The sequence below is a fragment of the Halopseudomonas formosensis genome (assembly GCF_900115905.1).
Classification (GTDB): Bacteria; Pseudomonadota; Gammaproteobacteria; order Pseudomonadales; family Pseudomonadaceae; genus Halopseudomonas; species Halopseudomonas formosensis.
This window is the reverse complement of record NZ_FOYD01000015.1, coordinates 1-17,475: the sequence shown is the minus strand read 5'-3', so window position 1 is coordinate 17,475 and position 17,475 is coordinate 1. Positions and strand designations below refer to the sequence as shown.

General features: G+C 61.3%; 9 protein-coding genes and 2 pseudogenes. 3 read left to right on the top strand and 8 right to left on the bottom strand.

Annotation, left to right across the window (positions count from 1 at the left end):
* Window positions 1–34: 34 nt before the first annotated feature.
* The 4 genes and pseudogenes from BM046_RS14895 to BM046_RS16625 all read right to left on the bottom strand — a co-directional run bounded on the left by BM046_RS14895 (window position 35) and on the right by BM046_RS16625 (window position 5,407).
* Window positions 35–940, bottom strand: coding sequence for a SphA family protein (locus BM046_RS14895; RefSeq protein ID WP_090540875.1), 906 nt, complete (start codon window positions 938–940; stop codon window positions 35–37).
* A 100-nt stretch (window positions 941–1,040) separates the two neighbouring features.
* Window positions 1,041–1,628, bottom strand: coding sequence for an IMPACT family protein (locus BM046_RS14890; protein ID WP_090540874.1), 588 nt, complete (start codon window positions 1,626–1,628; stop codon window positions 1,041–1,043).
* 84 nt (window positions 1,629–1,712) lie between these two features.
* A pseudogene (locus tag BM046_RS16630) lies at window positions 1,713–1,936 on the bottom strand (cytosine deaminase); the annotation flags it as partial.
* Window positions 1,937–1,942: 6 nt separating this feature from the next.
* On the bottom strand, window positions 1,943–5,407 hold the full coding sequence (locus tag BM046_RS16625) for an EAL domain-containing protein (protein ID WP_177197887.1): 3,465 nt from the start codon (window positions 5,405–5,407) through the stop codon (window positions 1,943–1,945).
* A gap of 234 nt (window positions 5,408–5,641) precedes the next feature.
* Between BM046_RS16625 and BM046_RS14875 the strand changes: the two genes are divergently transcribed.
* Window positions 5,642–6,721 carry a GGDEF domain-containing protein gene (locus BM046_RS14875; RefSeq protein WP_090540868.1) on the top strand — a complete coding sequence of 360 codons (1,080 nt, stop codon included), beginning with the start codon at window positions 5,642–5,644 and terminating at the stop codon, window positions 6,719–6,721.
* A 15-nt stretch (window positions 6,722–6,736) separates the two neighbouring features.
* Here BM046_RS14875 and BM046_RS14870 read toward each other — a convergent pair whose 3' ends face one another.
* Both BM046_RS14870 and BM046_RS14865 read right to left on the bottom strand, forming a co-directional pair.
* On the bottom strand, window positions 6,737–7,414 hold the full coding sequence (locus BM046_RS14870) for a 5'-methylthioadenosine/S-adenosylhomocysteine nucleosidase (protein ID WP_218150049.1): 678 nt from the start codon (window positions 7,412–7,414) through the stop codon (window positions 6,737–6,739).
* Window positions 7,415–7,502: 88 nt separating this feature from the next.
* Window positions 7,503–9,083, bottom strand: a complete 1,581-nt coding sequence (locus tag BM046_RS14865) for a transporter substrate-binding domain-containing diguanylate cyclase (protein ID WP_090540864.1) — start codon at window positions 9,081–9,083, stop codon at window positions 7,503–7,505.
* Window positions 9,084–9,752: 669 nt separating this feature from the next.
* Here BM046_RS14865 and BM046_RS14860 point away from each other — a divergent pair.
* Entirely contained in the window at window positions 9,753–10,637 is an 885-nt protein-coding gene (locus tag BM046_RS14860; RefSeq protein ID WP_177197886.1) for a universal stress protein, read from the top strand.
* 50 nt (window positions 10,638–10,687) lie between these two features.
* Window positions 10,688–10,939: pseudogene (locus BM046_RS16530) on the top strand (IS66 family transposase); the annotation flags it as partial.
* Between the two features lie 530 nt (window positions 10,940–11,469).
* Here BM046_RS16530 and BM046_RS14850 read toward each other — a convergent pair.
* A complete protein-coding gene (locus BM046_RS14850; RefSeq protein WP_090540861.1) occupies window positions 11,470–16,623 on the bottom strand; it encodes a RecQ family ATP-dependent DNA helicase in 5,154 nt (1,717 codons plus the stop codon).
* Window positions 16,624–16,826: 203 nt separating this feature from the next.
* Window positions 16,827–17,475: DUF3387 domain-containing protein (locus BM046_RS14845; RefSeq protein WP_143084208.1), on the bottom strand; the 649-nt coding region annotated here is incomplete at its 5' end.

The following is a 17,475-nucleotide window of genomic DNA, read 5'->3' as shown; positions in this document are numbered from 1 at the left end:
GCTGACCACGGTGGTGCGGACGAAGCCGGAGGGCTCAGAACGCCGTGGTCAATGCCAGCCGGAACAGATTGCCACTGGGTTGCACGCCGCCGCTGCCCGCCTTGACCGAGTATTCATGATAGACCGCGCCCTTGAGCTGCAGCCCGGTATCCGGCCAGCGGTAGCCCAGTTCCAGACCGGCGGCATGGCGCTCGGCCTTGTTGTTGTTGCCGGCGCCGGTATCGGCCTCCAGCTGCCAGGCATCATAGCCGGCCAGGCCCACTTCCAGGCCGCTGTCCAGACGGTGGGACAGCGCCCACTCCACCAGCCAGCTGTCGCCGGGGGTGATGCCGGTATCATCCTGCTCGCCCTTGATCTCGTAGCGCGACAGGGCCGATACCGACCAGCGGCGCTCGGGGTCGAAGTGCCAGGCGCCGCCCAGGGTCAGCATGGTCGCCGGATGGCCGCGGCCGATGGTGGCCGGGTCGCGGGGATCGTGCTCGGCGGTATCCAGCCAGAAGCCGGCAGCAAACACCGTATCCCACTGCGTGCCATGCCAGCCCAGCACCACAGGCCCCAGGTAGACGTCACCCACGCCGCTCTCGCTGCTGTCCACGCCCAGACCGCGGAACCTCAGCGATGTGCGCTGCACCGGCACTATCGCCTCCACGCCGTAGTTGGCGCCGAGGAAGGTCCTGTCGGTGACGTACAGCAGGCGGTTGGCGAAGGCGGTGACACTGCCGGTGTTGTTGCCGGGCAGATCATCGCCACGGGCGTCGGCGACCTGGCGAATGTCGTAATGCACCAGATAGGCCCGGTAGTACAGACCCTGCACCGGCGGCATGAAGGCGCCGCCGCTGGCTTCGATGCCGGGCACGTAGTGGCCGTTGGCGGCGAGCAGCGGCAGGGGAGCCGACAGGGTCAGAAGGGACAGAAACAGGCGGTTGAGGGTCAGTCGCATGGCCGGGTACCAGTATCAGAGGAACAGGAAGCGCGCCGCAGGATAGGAGCGTCCTCATACCGCGGCTATTAGGCTTTCCTCTAATGCAAGATAGGCCGGTTTATGGCAGGACGCGAAACGCCAGCTCACCGCGGGTGGCAGTCAGCAGCTGTTCCTGCAGCCCCGCGAGGGCAGCCTCGGGCAGGCGCATGATCAGGGTGACGGACCCGGCATGCCGGACCTCGAGCAGCTCGCCACCGGCCTGGGCGAGCAGGTGGCGTGCGGTACTTTCATGGGCATAGGGCAGCTCGCAGTGGACTTGCACCAGCGCCACCGGGGCCACCTTATCGGCCTGTTGCAGGGCCTGGGCCACGGCATCGGTATAGGCGCGGACCAGGCCACCGGCTCCCAGCTTGATGCCACCGTAATAACGCACCACGGTGGCCAGCACGCCGTCGAGCTGCTGATGACGCAGCACCTCCAGCATCGGCCGACCCGCAGTGCCCGAGGGTTCGCCATCGTCCACTGCCGCGCTGTGCCCACCCGCCAGCAGCGCCCAGCAGACGTGGGCGGCATCCGGGTGCTCGGCACGCAGTTCGGCTACCCGCAGCTGGGCGCTGGCGCGGTCGGCAACCGGTTCGACACAGGCAATGAAGCGGCTCTTGCGGATTTCCAGGGTGGCGTGAACGGGCTGGGCGAGGCTATACATGGCATCAGGGGGTTGAGGCTGAGCCGCGAGTATACGCCAGAAAGCGGCACGGGCGGCCGAGCCGCCCGGCCCAGCGGTGCCCTGTCAGCGTGCGAGGATCACACGCCCATCACGGATCGAGGCCCGCACCGGCTGCTGGCCAAGCAGCACTTCATAGGGCGAGCGGCCCTGGAGTATCACGCAGCGGGCGGGCAGTCCGGGCCGAAGGCAACCTTCAGGCCGGCCGCCAGCAGTTCCGGCACCCGGGTCAGGCCGCGGCGTTTGGGGTAACTGTCGAAGCGGCCCTGCAGGTGCAGGCTCTCGGTGGGCCGGGTTCAGACCGCGTCGCTGTTCTGATGCTGACGCACCCAGTCGATCAGCTCGTCAAGGCCCATGGGGCGGGAGAAGTAGTAACCCTGGAATGCATCGCAGCCGTAGCCCCTGAGCAGTTCGAACTGTTCGCGGTTCTCCACGCCCTCGGCCACCACTGTCATGCCCAGCTCGCTGGCGGTGGCGATGATGCCGCGGCAGACGGCGGCGTCCTTGCGGTTGGAGATGACATTGTCGACGAAGTTGCGGTCGATCTTGACGCTCTCCACCGGCAGATCCTTGAGATAGCTGAAGCTGGAATAGCCGGTACCGAAGTCGTCGATGCTGGTGGTGATGCCCATCCGCTTGAGGGTGTTCAGGGTCTCGATGGCGGCATCGCTGTTGCGCATGAGGATGCTCTCGGTGAGCTCGAGCTCCAGACAGCTGGCGGGCAGGGAAGTGCGATAGAGGATATCCTGCAGGGAGGCGAGGAATCCCGGACGGTGGAACTGCAGGGGCGACAGGTTGACAGCTACCCGATGGTTGAGCAGCCCCAGGTCCAGCAGCTGTCTGGCATCCCGGCAGGCCTGGGTGATGACCCAGTGGCCCAGGTGCATGATCTGCCCGGTTTCCTCGGCGATGGGAATGAACCTGGCCGGCGAGATGAGCCCCTTGATCGGGTGGCGCCAGCGTACCAGGGCCTCCAGCCCGCAGAACCTGCCGTACTGGTCCACCTTGGGCTGATAATTGAGGAACAGCTGATCATCGCGCAGCGCCTCCTGCAGCTCGTTGCGCAGGGTTACCCCGGAGGACAGCTTCTCGTCGAGATCGCCGGAAAAGATCACATAGGCATTGCGACCCTGCTGCTTGGCCTTGTACATCGCCATGTCCGCCTGCTGCAGCATTCTCGTCGGCGCATCCGGGTCCTGGGGCAGGAAGCTGATGCCGATACTGGCGGTGACGTGCAACTCGTGGCTGCCGACCCTGTGCGCCTGCCCGACCTCGTGGAGAATGCGATCAGCGACCAGCTCGGCCTCCCCTTCGGTTTCCAGGTTGGGCAGCAACAGGACGAACTCATCGCCGCCGAAACGCGCCAGGGTATCGGTGGGGCGGATCGCACAGCTGAGGCGGCGGGCCACGTTGATAAGAATCTGATCACCGATACGGTGCCCGAGGGTATCGTTGATGGGCTTGAAACTATCCAGGTCGATGAACATGACTGCCAGCTGCTTGCCGCTGCGCCGGGCCAGCTGGATATCGTGTTCCAGGCGGTCCTCCAGCAGGGCGCGGTTGGCCAGGCCGGTGAGCGCGTCGTGGGTGGCCTGGTAGGCCAGCTGGTGTTCGTGCTCCTTCTTCTCCGACACGTCCTTCATGATGACGGTGTAGTGGGTAATGCCGCCGTCCTCGTCCTTGATCGGCGCCAGGGACAGCTGGTTCCAGAAGGTCATGCCGTTGCGTCGCAGGTTGCGCACGGTGAAGGTCGCGGCTTCGCCGTTGGCGATGGTGGTGCGGATCAGCTCGACATCCCGAGGCTCCTCCATCGAGCCGGTAATCATCGACAGGGTGCTGGCGCGCGCTTCCTCCCGGCTGCACCCCGTCATGCTGGCGAAGGCGGCATTGACGAACACCACCGGCATCACAGGATCCCGTACATCCACCACCAGCACGGCATTGTCGCTGGACTCCAGACTGCGAGTCAGCAGTCGCTGGTTCTCCTGGGCCTGCAGGCGTTCGGTAATATCCTTGACCACCGAGTACAGCCCGACCACGGCGTTGTTGACCAGCATCGGCATGAAGGAACATTCGTAGTCACGCCATTGACCGGAAATGTTCAGGAACTTCACGCTGAAGGTCTGCGCACTGCCCTCGATGGTCCGCTGGAAGGCGGCATCCAAGGTCTCGAAGTCCATGCGGCTCATTACTCTGCCGGTGAGCAAGCTCTGGTAGTGGAGCTCACCCAGGTCCTGGTCATTGATGCCGGTGATGAATTTGGCCCGGTCATTGAGCGCGACACAGCGCCCTTCACGGGTGAACTCGAAGACCGCGTCGGGTGACTGGTCGAACAGCGAGCGGAAGCGCTGCTCCTCGGTATGCAGGGCTCCGGTGCTCTGACGCTGCTTGACCGCCACGATGCGGCCGATGGTCAGCAGATAGCTGACCAGCAGACCCAGGACCAGAATCGAGGGAATCAGCATGCCCGGCAGGGTCCGCATGCTGGCCGGTCCGGCCGAGGCGGTAACGGTCAGGGTCGGCCCACCCGGCAGAGTGACACTGGCGTGCTCGAACACCTCCAGCCTCTGGGCATGTTTCAGTGAGGGGCTGTCGGGCCGGGAGACCAGAGTGAAATCGAACTCGTTGTCGGACGCCGGAGCCACCGGCTGCCACATGGGATCCAGGTCAAAGGTGGCGAAGAACAGCGCCTCGGTTGAACCCTCCGGCACTATCATCAGCACCGCATGCAGCGGTCGGCTGTTATCCGGTATGTGCCAGGCGGCAGTCAGACCCTGGGCCCGCACAGTGTTGATCCACTGCGCCATGGGCGGGTTCGCCATCTGCCGCGCCAGCCAGTGCTGTTCGCCGGTATTGCTGCTTTCATGGAGCAGGGTCCGGCCGTCGCGGCCCAGCACCAGCAGGGATTTCAGGGCGGTGATATCGGTGAAGTAGCGCTTGAGTTCGGTGCGTTGCAGGGCGGCGGGCACTTCCAGGTCCAGAGCGGCCCAGCGGTCGGCCATACGCCCGATGAGCTCGGCCGAGGACTCCAGCTCGTATTCGAGCATCCCGGCATAGTGCTGCACCAGCGCGCGTGCCGAATTGTGGCGCTCCTGATGAATGCCCCCGCTGGCCATCACCAGCAGAAAGAAGGTGCCGAAAACGGCCAGAGCACCGCCACTGGCGGCGGAAAGCTCCATGCGTTCGATCTGGGACCAGGGCAGACGGCAGAGGAGCGCCAGTGCTGCAGCAAATACCAGACAGAATATGGCGCCGATCCGGGTGAAGCCGATGATGAGCGGGGGGCTCTCCCCGCCGCCGGCGAACAGGAACATCAGCAGTACATAGCCGCCGATGGCCATGCCCATGCAACTGATCAGCATGGCGAACAGCCGACGCAGGCGGGTCTCGGTACCGATCAGGCCGCCCAGCCCCCACAGCAGGGAGCAGACCATCGGCGCTATCTCGCCGCTGGACTGCGCAGCCGGCGCCATCAATCCGGCGATCGCGAGCAGCTGGCGCACCGCGTAATAGCCGCCGACGATGGAAAGCAGGGATCCGGACAGATAGCGCAGCGGTCGTGATTGCAGCATCAGCGACAGCATTACCAGGCTGCCGAGTATCAGTACCAACGAACCGCGCATGGTCACCATGAGGCTTTCGGGAATTGCCAGGCCGGGCCAGACCTGGCCGACGAAGCCGAGCAGCCCGGTCAGCAGTCCGCTGATGAACAGGAGGTAGAGCCAGACCTGCAATCGAAGATTGTGCGTGGTATTGATCATGGATGCTGTGCGAGCTCTGAATGGCCAGCCCCGAGCGGGGAGTGGTGGCCAGGTACAATCCACTGTAGTACAGCCGTTACAGCTATATCGTATGGGCATTGGACTGTCTTGAGCCAGAACTGGCTACACATGAGACGAATTTTTTACACGAACGACTGTGGTTACCCGTTTCATGCCCCCGCTTTTCAGGTTAATGTTGCCGCAAACAACCCACACCGCAGGAGCTGAGCGTACATGGAAGGACGGCGCCCCACGGCGGATTCGCGCTCGCAGTTCTGGCTCATGTGCATGCGTTGCTGCGTGCTGGCCGGCTGCGTGGACGTGGCCCTGTTCTTCATCTTCCATTATCTGGGTTCGCCGATCCTCGCCTGGATCAACGTGTTCAGTGTCCCCATGTACGCCATCGCCTGGTGGGCGCTGAAGACCCGGCGCAATGTCCTGGCGCTGACGCTGATCTGGATCGAGGTGCTGATCCATGCCACCCTGGGCTCCCTGCTTATCGGCTGGGAGGCGGGTTTCTACTATTACCTGCTGATGTTCATTCCCGCGCTTTTTGCCGGTAATCGTTCCTACCGCAGGGCGGCGCTGACGGTCGTGGCACTGTGGCTGTTCTATATCGGTCTGGCGGTCGCCACCCATCTGGTCGAGCCCGTGCAGCCCATCTCCGAGAACGCCCGGCTTGCCCTGTACCTGTTCAACCTGACCGTCCTCTTCGGCATGTCCAGTTATCTGTCGATGTATTACATGATGACCGTCAGACGGGCCCACCGCAGTCTGAGTCGCATGGCCACCACCGACCCGCTCACCCGGCTGTACAACCGCGGGTACATGGTCGAGCTGGCCGGTCGGCATATTGCCGAACGGGAACATGCCGGGCGTCGGCTGGCCTTCCTGCTGGTGGATGTGGACCACTTCAAGCAGGTCAATGATCTGCACGGGCACGACTGCGGCGACCGGGTGCTGAGTCAGGTGGGCGCGCTGCTGCGCGAAGCCCTGCGCGAAGGTGACAGTGTCGGGCGCTGGGGCGGGGAGGAGTTCCTGGCGCTGCTGCCGGGGGCGGATATCCGGCAGGCTACCCAGGTCGCCGAGCGGGTACGCCAGGCCGTGGCCGGGTACGACTGGAGCCTGTACGGTCTGCATGCCCCGGTGACCCTGAGCATCGGTGTCAGCGAGCATCAGGCCGGGGAGATGCTCAGCGACTCCCTGAACCGCGCCGATGCCGCCCTGTATGCCGGCAAACATGGTGGACGCAATCGGGTGGAAGTGGCGCTGGAGACCGAGCAGCAAAGCGCAGCGGGCAGCCAGGCTGGCTGACCCTGCCCGGGCCGGTTACGGCATCAAGCTGCCATCGCTCAGCGCTTGTGCCAGTTGATCCACGGCCGCCGCCAGCTTCTCATCGATGATGTGCAGATACTCGGTCCAGTCACTCACATGATTCAGCTCGGCCTTGCCATCGGAAATCCCCCGCAGGGCGATCAGCGGCAGGTTGAAGCGCATGCAGGCCCGCAGGCAGGCGTAGGTTTCCATGTCCACCATCTGCGCCGCGACGCTGTCATAGGCTGCGCCGGAGACGATATTGGCTCCGGTGGAGAGCGTCGCCTCCGCGATGCCGGGAATGCGCAGGGGCAGGGGCAGTACCGCCGGCAGGCCGAGAAACGGTGTGACGCCCCGCTCGAAACCCAGCGCCGAGGCATCCATATCCCGATAGGCCACCGAAGTCGCCTGATAGATGCCGGTCTGCTCCAGCACCCGACTGCCGGCCGAGCCCAGCGACACCACCAGGTCCGGTCGCTCGCCCCGCGCCGCCAGCATGGTCAGGGCTGTTGTGAGCTGCACTGCCGCCTCCACAGGACCTATCCCGGTCAGCAGCGGGATGAAACGCTGCTGCAGATGCGGACCATACTCGGCGCGGTCGGCCATCACGAACAGCACGCGACGCCCGCTCAGGGTGGTCATCGGGGGCGGCTGCAGATACTCCAGGTTTTCGGTAACAAATGAACTATTCATGATGGGGGAGCCAGTAAGGAAATAACCGGGCCGCAGTTTACCCTGTTGGAAACATCAATAGAGCCTGTCCGGGCGCCCCGGGGCCTGCTCAGCTCGAGCACACCCGGTTGCGCCCGCCGCGTTTGGCCTGATACAGCCGGGCATCGGCCTCGGCCAGCAGACTGTCGGTGGTAGGATGCTGCCCGGTCTGGGTAGCCACGCCTATGCTCAGGGTCACCTGCCCCGACGGGGAGCCGGGATTGGCCAGGCGCAGGCGGGCAACCGCCTCACGCATCCTCTCCGCGATCTGTAACGCCTCCGGCTGCGCCGTCTCCGGCAGCAGACAGATGATCTCCTCGCCGCCGTAGCGGGCCAGCAGATCCGTCGGTCGGCGGCAGTAGCCCTTGAGCTCGCTGGCCACCCGGCGCAGGTATTCGTCGCCCATGGCGTGGCCGAGCTGGTCATTGACCTGCTTGAAGTGATCCAGGTCCAGCATCAGCACGCTCAACGGTCGGCCGGTACGCCTGTGCAGGGCAAATTCCAGCGCCACTCGCTCATCAAACCGCCGCCGGTTCGCCAGGCCGGTCAACCCATCGGTCATGCTCAGGCGCTCCAGCTGCTGGTTGGCTTCCAGCAGGGCCTGCTGCTGTTCCAGCACCTGCCGGTGACTGGCATCCAGCTGCTTGCTCAGGCGCCGGTAGTGGCGGAAGTAGGCCAGCAGCAACAGCAGCGACAGGGCCACGACCGCCGTCAGCAGCCGCTGCAGATCCAGGCGGTCCTGCTGACGCAGATAGCGCTCAATCAGACGCTGCTCCCCCACCTCGTGTCGCAGGATGGCATCGGAGGCATCGATGTGTGCCAGATAGTGGTCGAACAACTCGACCAGGCGCTGGTGATCTTCCGTCTTGCTGAAATAGAAGCCGTACCGGCGCGGGAACTGCGTGAGAATCTGCGCCACTTCCATGTCGAATAGCTCGTCGCGGTACTTGTCCTCGGTGAAGATGTCCTTGTTCATCACCAGCACATCCACCGTGCCGCTGCGCAGGGCCTGATAGAAGGCCTTCTTGCCCTCGTCCAGGGGCAGGGCATGCAGACTGTCAGCCGGCACTACTTCCGCCAGGTCCCGGGCCAGGGCAGTCTGGGCGACTACCCCGATGCGGAAGTCCGGCAGTTCAGCCAGGCTCTGCAGGGTGCGGGGTTTGCCCTTGAGCGAGATGACAGCGTAATGACTGGTGAAATAGGGCAGAGTGAACAGGCCGAATGGCTCACGCTCTCGCTGACGGCTCAGGGGCATCAGCATATCCAGCTCGCCCTGCTGAACTGCCCGCAGCATGGGAGTAAAGTCTCCCCCGCTGTCCAGCAGTCGGTAACGAAGGCCGAGCTCTTGGGCAATGAAGCAGAACACATCGATACTGATACCGCGGTAGGCCCCGGTGACCGCATCGCGTTCGGTCAGCGGTGCGGCATTGCGAATCACCCCCACCCGCAGGGCAGGCAGCGAGGCGATCCAGGCGCGCTCCTCGGCTGTCACAGCGACCTGTTTTCGCAACTGGATATTGCCGGCACTGCCGCAGGTGCTGGCCAGTGCGGTGCCTGCGGGCAACATCAGGGCGAGTAGGCACAGCAGCGCGAATAAGCTGAAAGGGTGCCAGCGTCCGGGAGCAGCGCAGGTGAAGTATGAATGCGTCATCGGCGGCTATCAGCAGGTAGCGTATCCGCAGTATGGTCGGATTCGCGTCATATCGCTCAGTGGAGGGCTGCAAGCAGAGCGCTTGGTCAGAGGGCGGGAGAATAGCAAATTCGGGCGGGCGTTGGCCAGCGGGGAAGGTGGCTTCGCAGTAGTTCGTGATTCCCGGAGACGCTGCGGCGTGCTTGTCTCGGTCACTGGTCGGCGAGCGGGTGCTCGCCAACTCAGGGCACAACCCTTCGGGGTGTAGCGCGCCCTGCGTTACACCTGCCTCTGTGACATCAATCCTGCGGTGTGATACTCACCCCCTGCTCGGCAAACACCTCCTGCGCCACCGTCAGCTCCTTCAGCTTGTCCATGCCCTTCTGATAACGATCAGTGCTCATCTCGATCTCCTGTTCAAATAGATGGATACAGGGATCATACCCGGCATGCAGTTCCACTGCTTGTCGTGCTCTCACATACCCCCTACCATCAAGCCGATCCGCCATCATTCAAGGATGGTGCGATGCGTCTTTCGAGTTCTGCCGTTTCAGCTGCCCTGCCGGGCTTCTGCGTGCTGTACGGCGCGTCGGCTGGGTGAGCTGGCCGCGGTTTTATGTTATCCAGCCCAGTATCAGCGGGAGGAGCGCACAGCGCTTGGCTCCTTCCCGGCATGTCAGGAGATGCGGCGTGACGATCAAAACCATCATTGCAGCGATCGCCCTTGAGCATGGTGAGCAGCAGGTAGCGCGCCGCGCGATCCGGCTTGCCGCCGCCCACGGGGCCAGGCTCGTACTGGCTCATGCGATCGAGAGCCTTCCGGAGTCCGATCCCAGACTTCCGTCTCCAGCCAACGAGAAAGCCATCGCAAGCATGCTGGAAGCAGAGGCTATCGCTTCACTCAGACAGCTGGCCGAGAGCGCGGCGGTTCAGGTAGAAGTCGAGGTGGAATGCGGCAAGGCCGACCAGCTTATCGAGCGCCTGATACGCGATCACGCTGCCGACCTGCTGGTTATCGGGCCAGGAAGGCCTCAGAATCTGCGCGAAAGAATATTCGGCTCGACCGCTGACCGGGTCGTGCGCGTCGGCTTATGTCCGGTCTTGGTCGTCAAGCGCGCGACTGACGACCCGTACCGGCGTGTGATCGCGGCCGTTGACTTCTCGCCGATGTCGTTTGCGGCAGCACAGACCGCGGCGCAAATAGCCCCGCCGGCGAAACTTGAGCTTATACACGCTTTCGAAATCCCGCATACGTTCGAGCAGGCCATGCTGAAAGTGGGAACCTCTCAGGCCGAGCTCGACCGGTATCGTGAAGCCAAAGCACAGACTGCCTACGCAGAATTGCGTTCCGTCCGCGCAGACCTGGCAGTGGCAGGAAAAATTCGGGTCGTTCGCGGTGATCCTGCCACAGCGCTGGTTCGAGTCGCGAGGAGCGGAAGAGCAGACCTCATCGCGCTCGGCATTCAGGGAAAGAACGCAGTATCCCGATTGATTCTGGGCAGTGTCGCGCGCCGCGTGCTCGCGGCTTCCTCGTGTGACGTGCTTCTGGCAGGTGGTGCCATGTCGAGAGATTGACGACTGATTGAGCAGGTTATAGCCGAGATGGCGAATGATGGCGATGCCCGATGCCTAAGGGTATCCAGTGCGCGGTGCTGCTGCTGATCGGGGATCTGTATGTTAATCGGGGTCACCCGTCAACCGTCCCATACACCATGCGCCGGAAAATCAGGCAGCAAAAAAGCGAGCCGATCCTGCAGCAACTGAAAAGCTGGCTGGACAAGACACAGCCGCACATCACACCGCAGAGTGCGCTGGGTAAGGCTATCAGCTACCTGTCCAACAACTGGTCCAGGCTGATCCGCTACCTGGAAGGCGGCCACAGATTCCACAGAGGGGCGGAGCGTATCACGTCGAGGATCTGCCTCTTTATTTCGAGTTGGAGCGTACTGAGGCCAAAGTAGCCCAGCACTTCGTGGCTAAGCGTCGAACAAAGCCGTTCGCGACGGGCCGGCTTCTGGGCGCTGAAGAGCGTGCGACCGTGTACATGAGGGGAAGCTCCAATCGTTCCCCCTTGCGCAGCTGCACTGGTCTGGGCGCGGGGTCGTCGTCCTGTTGGGTCATAAGCTCCGAGAATGACCTGGGGTCTACCATCTGGCGTATAAAGGGGGGCAGGTTCGTGTACATCACTTGTTATGTCCCTCACATCGTACGGTAACGGGATATGCCTGTTATACGACCCTTCGGACTTCTCGACAACCGCGTTAACCCTGGTACGACTCAGAGGCGTTTCTGGCCTTCCCATGTTCGTGAAGGCAGAACCCAGAGAAACCCGCGTTGCCGAGATGTCGGTGCCGTAGATCGCGTTGGCATCTTCGATATCCCAGGTGCTAAGACCCTATCCGACGTTTCATTCCTGGGGTGTTGGCGTCCGTAAAGGTTCGCTGTAAACCACTTGAGGCACTATTACCTCCCAGCGCTCGGCCTTGGCGTAATGCCGGTGCTGCTCCTCAGTGTCGCTGGCATACCGAACTACTATGCTGCTCACAGAGCTGCTCTCAATAGCATTGTTCAGACTGAACGAGGCGGACGTTCGACCGACTACGTTGCCTTGAGCATCTTGCAGCAGGAACCGGTCGCCCTCAGAGCGCCAGGTCAATGGATCTCCTGGACGCAACTGGGCAATATGACTATGAATGGCGGCACTCGGGGGCTGGCGGCCAGCGAAGCCAATGTCTATATCCTTGAGGGTAAGCGTTCGATAGCGTTTGCGTAAGGCGGGGTCAGGCTGTGACTGCCAGTCCCGAGTCATACAGACCGAGGCCAACCCGGGGCTGAAAATGTTGCCGCCCGGATACTCGCAGAGCGTGAGTGTGTGAATTGCCCGTGTCATGCCCACGTAGTAGAGGCGCCGCTCGTCCTCGAGACTCGGGGGGTGGTTGATCCAGTCGCCGTCCAGCAATACAACATGGGCGAACTCAAGCCCCTTGGCTGAATGTACAGTGCCTATATACAGGCCTTCAGCGGGTTTCTCACGAATATCCCTGAGGTAATCATAGAACCAGTCGATCAATGCAGGGCCGGTGAGTGCGGCTTCTCCGAACTCCAGAGCAAACTGATCGATAGCCTCGTGCAGCAGATCCAGCCAATAGCGGTCATGGGGTTGTTCAGCCAGCAGAACGTGGAGTCTCTCTGCCGTTGCGGGTTGAGTCAGGGCTGCCAGGGCATCGATGAACGAAACAAATGCGCGGTGGCGTGACAGCGGGGCTGATCTGACCTTGTCAGCTGCCAGGTGATACCGGACCTGATGTTGCTCACACCAGGCCTGAATCGGGGCAAGATAGCGATGACTGCGCGATAGCACCGCACAGTCGGACCAGGTGAACATCCCCGTTTCAACAAGTTCGTTGAGTCGCGCTGCAGCAGCTTGCGCCTGGATATTACCTTCCTCCAGATCGCTGGATGGGAGAGCCAGCCTCAGAACTTTGCCCTGGGCTACGGCATCGGCAGACGCCTGGGCGCCACCCGCAGGGTCTTTTCTTCTGGCCTCGTCAATCCGGATCGGGTGCTGCTGCTTGAGTCGATTGGGGTTCCGAGCGATCAGTCTGTTAGCGCAGTCAATGATATACGCGGTTGAGCGGTAATTCTCCACCAGGTATTCCACACTGGCTTGGTAGTCTTCACAGAAGCGCTCGATATATCTGTTACTGGTATTGCGCCAAGCATAGATGTTCTGGTCGTCGTCACCTACGGCCATGATGCATAACTGTTCCTCCTGATCGACATGCCTGCCAGCCAGGCCGCTGATCAAGCGGTACTGAATGTCATCTATGTCCTGATACTCGTCTACCAGGATGTAGCGATAGCCCGCCAGCAGTTGACTCCGCAGCTCATCACCATCGGCTTCGGCCGTATCGCTGCCCAGCAGCGATACAGCTTCCTGCAGAACCTCCAGAAGGCGCTGTTCATCCACCTGCGTATTGCGCTGGAAGCTGACTCCGGTCAGCCTCATGGCCAGGCTGTGATACGTCAGCACAGTGACGCCGAAGGCGTCAGCGCCGACCAGTGCCTGAAGCCGCTTGCGCACCTCGTTGGCGGCATGGCGATTGAACGTCAAAGCCAGAATGGCTCTGGCTGGAACGCGTCTGACTCTGAGCAGATAGGCGATGCGGTGCACCACCACCCGGGTCTTGCCCGATCCGGGGCCAGCCAGAATCAGGCGATTTATATCGTTATCGTCCACCACTGCCTTGCGTTGGGCTGCGCTCAATGGACCGACAATTGCCTCCCAGGACTCTTCACTGGTGGCTCGCTCAAGTATCGACCGCTTTCCGGCAAAGTATCGCTGCAGGAAGTCTTCTTTACTCTGGCTGAAGTAATCAAATACCAATCTCAGAGCATCAGCCATGGTCTGCAGCGCCTTTTCCGCATATTCGCGCATCACATGCACTTGAATGGTGCGCTCCTGGTAATGCTCCTCCAGGCGCCTGAAATCACTCTTGAGGTAGCGGCCCTTGCGCTCCACATTCACATTGATGGTCATGGCACGGCGCATCACCGTCATGCCGTGGTTCAATACCAGCACCTCCTGCTGATGGAGGTACAGCAGTACATGCTCGACGGCTTTGCGGCGCTGTTCGGGTGGTATGCGTGCTTTCAGCATCAGGTCTTCAGCAATCAGCGACTCCATCTCACCGAAGCTGGTTTGCACCATCGCGTCCTTGCTGCGCAGGTCAGGTGGCAACTTGCCAATCAGAAAAGGCATTAGTACTGCAGCCAGCTCACGCCGCTTGGTGCCCAAAGCTTCCAGGCTTCGCCAGCTGTAGCCATTGAGTATGCGCAGCTTCAGGTAGTCATGGGTTAAAGGCCGCAACTCGAAACTACTGCGCTGCCCCCCATGGTTATCCTTATCCCGCGACAGACTTTTCAATAGGGCCAGTACTTGCACAGGCAATATCTGACTGTTGCCTGTGCGCTCCTTCAGTACGGTGGCCAGCCTGGTCAGAGACAGGTCTTGCCACTCTCCACTCTCTGCGTCGGGGGCTTCTTCAGAAAGCAGCGCAAACAGCGATTCTTCCAGCTCCAGGATGCGCTTCAGGCGGATTTCCGAGGAGTTTGTTACTCCATGGCGAAGATAAAGGGTCAATTGGGTGTCATTGATCAGCAGACCAAGTGTTTCCATCTGCCGCAATGTGCCAGCCAGCTCATCGGGTGTCTGGCCGGTCAACTGCAACAGTTTATCGGTACTTACCCGCTCATCAGGTCCTGTATTGCGCAGATAGTGGAGGATGGTTTCATACTCCTTGCGCTTGCGTTGGGAGAGCTCCGCCTTGGCCAATATGGCCGCAGCTTGAGCTTCGTCGCCACCGAGCCTGGCGGGAAAGATGCGTGTGACGTTGGCCTCGCGGCTCAGGTAATCCCCGCGCTCCAGCCAGGCAATGGCGGTGGTAACCTTGGTTTCTGCATCGCGCTCGTCAGCATCAAAACTGGTTTCGACCGTCTCGTCCTGAAGAATTTCGCCGGCGGTGATGATCAGTGGCTCGCCTTTTCGGCGAGCCTGCTCAAAACGCAGCTTACGCAGGATCTGCTGAATGTCGCGCAGCGTAAGGCGGGACCGCTCGGTCAGCTTGAACTGGGTTTCAATGTCGTTCGGGTCGTACAGCAGTACGCATCGTGCCTGATCGCGGTCACGCCCGGCACGCCCTGCTTCTTGCAGATAGTTTTCCAGCGAGCCGGGAATCTCAGCATGCACCACCAGCCGTATATCAGGCTTGTCGACACCCATACCGAAGGCATTGGTAGCAACGATCACCCGCAGGCTGCCGGCCTTGAAAGCGTCCTGGATGTCCTTTTTCTCGTTGGGCTCGAGGCCGGCGTGGAAGTGCTGACAGCTCCAGTTTTGCTGGGCAAGGAAGGTGGCCAGCTCTTCGGAGGATTTGCGACTGGCCACAAACACTACGGCACCACCGGTGGTATCGGCCAGGTGGGCATTGAGCAGCTCGAGAGTGCGCGCCCATTTCTCGTGGCGGCTGCAGGGCAGTACATCGAAGCTGAGATTGTCGCGCTCGTGCGTACCCTTGAATACAGTAAAGCTGATGCCCAACTGCTCATCAAAGTGCTGACAGATGTCCTCAATCACATCGGTCTTGGCGGTGGCAGTAAAGCAGCCGATGGGGGCCAGTTCGTCTGTACCTGTCAGCTCCCGGATAAAGCGGGCTGCATACAGATAGTCCGGTCGAAAATCATTGCCCCATTTGGACAGACAGTGCGCCTCATCAAAGATCCAGGCGCCGATCCGCCGTTTTTCGATGGCCTTTCTGAACCCCTGATTGCGAAACTGCTCCGGCGAGACGAGCAGAATGCCAATGTCACCCAACTGCAGTTTGTCCAGCACATCAGCCCGCTCTGGCAGGGACAGCAGGCCATTCAGGGCTGCGGCGCATTCAATATTGCGTTCCAGCAGCCCATCAACCTGGTCCTTCATCAGGGACTGGAGCGGTGAAATGATCACGGTGAGACTGCCGTTGCGGTAATACCTGTTGAGTGCGGGGAGTTGATAGCAAAGCGACTTGCCACCCCCGGTGGGGAGGATGGCCAGCACGTTTTCGCCACGCATGCCGGCCAGCACGGTATCGTGTTGAAGACTGCCGCCGTCGGCTTCGTAGCGGAAGTCATCGAATCCGAAATAGCGTTTGAGCTCTGAGCGTGGATCATGGACGCTCAGGCAGTACTGACAGTTTGGTGCGGAACAGGGCTTATCGCGTAACTCACGGATGAATTTCCCCGTGGAGGGAAACTGATGGTACACCCAGGGAGCGAGTACCGAGTTTCCTCCGGATACCCGCAGCCAGGCGAGGGCATACGCCAACGACCAGCGCTGTAGAGGCTCAGACAGCTCTTGAGCAAGCAGGCGGTCAAGAGCAGTACGGCATACCTTCAGGTCATAGCCCAGGCTGGGGTCATGCTCGCTCAGCAAGGCTGGAATCTGCCCAGCCAACTCCCGATCGGACAGTGGGGATTGTCCTGTCATGCTCGCTATCAACGCAGCCGTAGCAGTCGAGTTATCGGCGCTGGCCAGCGCTTGATAGCAGAGCAGTTCCTGATAGTGGGTTTCATTGAGTCTGCGGAAGGCCTCGCACTGATCCTGGAACAACTCCCAGGTAGCCCGGCAGTCAGCCAGCGGGGAGTTCAGTGCGTCACGCACCAGCTTGTAATCCTTGATCAGCCGGTGGTAAGGGTTCTGCGGAAAGGAAAGGGGCGACAAGCGCAGAGTGTCAATCACCGGCAGCTTGAATAATGTGTGGTCTGGCTGGTATTCAGCCAGCACCGGCAGATCGTGGGCGAGAATGTTGTGGCCAACAAGACAGTCAGCTCCGCTGGCCAGATCCTGCAGTTGCTCAAGGGCGGCATCAAGTGGTGTTGCCCTGGTGATCTTGAGCTCAAGGGATTTGCCCGTGTCAGGACGCAGCGCACCCAGCATGAAGATGCGCTGGGGGCTCTGATCCGATTTTGCTGATGCAGTTTCCAGATCCAGAATCAGTGGGGAGGTAGGGAATGCTTCCATGTCATTGGCAAGGGCCGTACCCGAGGGCCACCTGAACTCCTTTTCAACACGATGCTAAGTTTCCATAGTTCACCTGTACCCCTTCGTACAAGTCAAGCTTGGCGTAATGTCGGAGATCTCATTGGACTGGTGGCGCTACAGCAAGGCACAGGTCACCCGTGAAAGGCGGGAAGCGCTGCGCTCACCGCTATAGTTCATTTTCATCACACACTCCACGCATTAGACAGCACCTCAGCCTGCTTCAACACCAGCTCCACAGCCCCCGGTGCTTCATCGGGTGGGTATTTGTACCGCTGCAAGGTACGTCGAACCAGGATCCGTAACTTGGCTCTGACACTCTCGCGTATCTGCCAGTCCACGGTGGTGGATGCGCGTAGTTTCTCAGTGATTTCCACCGCAATCTTCTTCAGGATTTCATCGCCCAGCTCGCGCACGGCGCTCTCGTTGTTGGCCAGGGCATCATAAAAGGCGATTTCGTCCGGGTTGAGGCCCAGCGCAGCCTCCCTCTCCATCTCGGCCTGGAACTGCTTGGCCATGGCAATCAGTTCTTCAATGACCTGCGCCGTTTCGATGCCGCGGTTGTTGTAGCGGCGCAGGGTCTCCTGCAGGCGGTCGGCGTACTTCTTCTCCTGCACCACGTTGTTGCCAGTGCGGGCCTTGATATTGTCCTTCAGGAGCTTTTCCAGCAGCTCCACGGCCAGATTCCTGTAGGGCATGCGCCGTACATCATCCAGGAACTCGTCAGACAGCAGCCCGATATTGGGCTTGTCGAGGCCGCACAGGGCGAACACGTCGGTCACACCCTCGGCAACGACGGCGTTGTCGAGGATCTGCTTGAGCACCGAGTTCTTT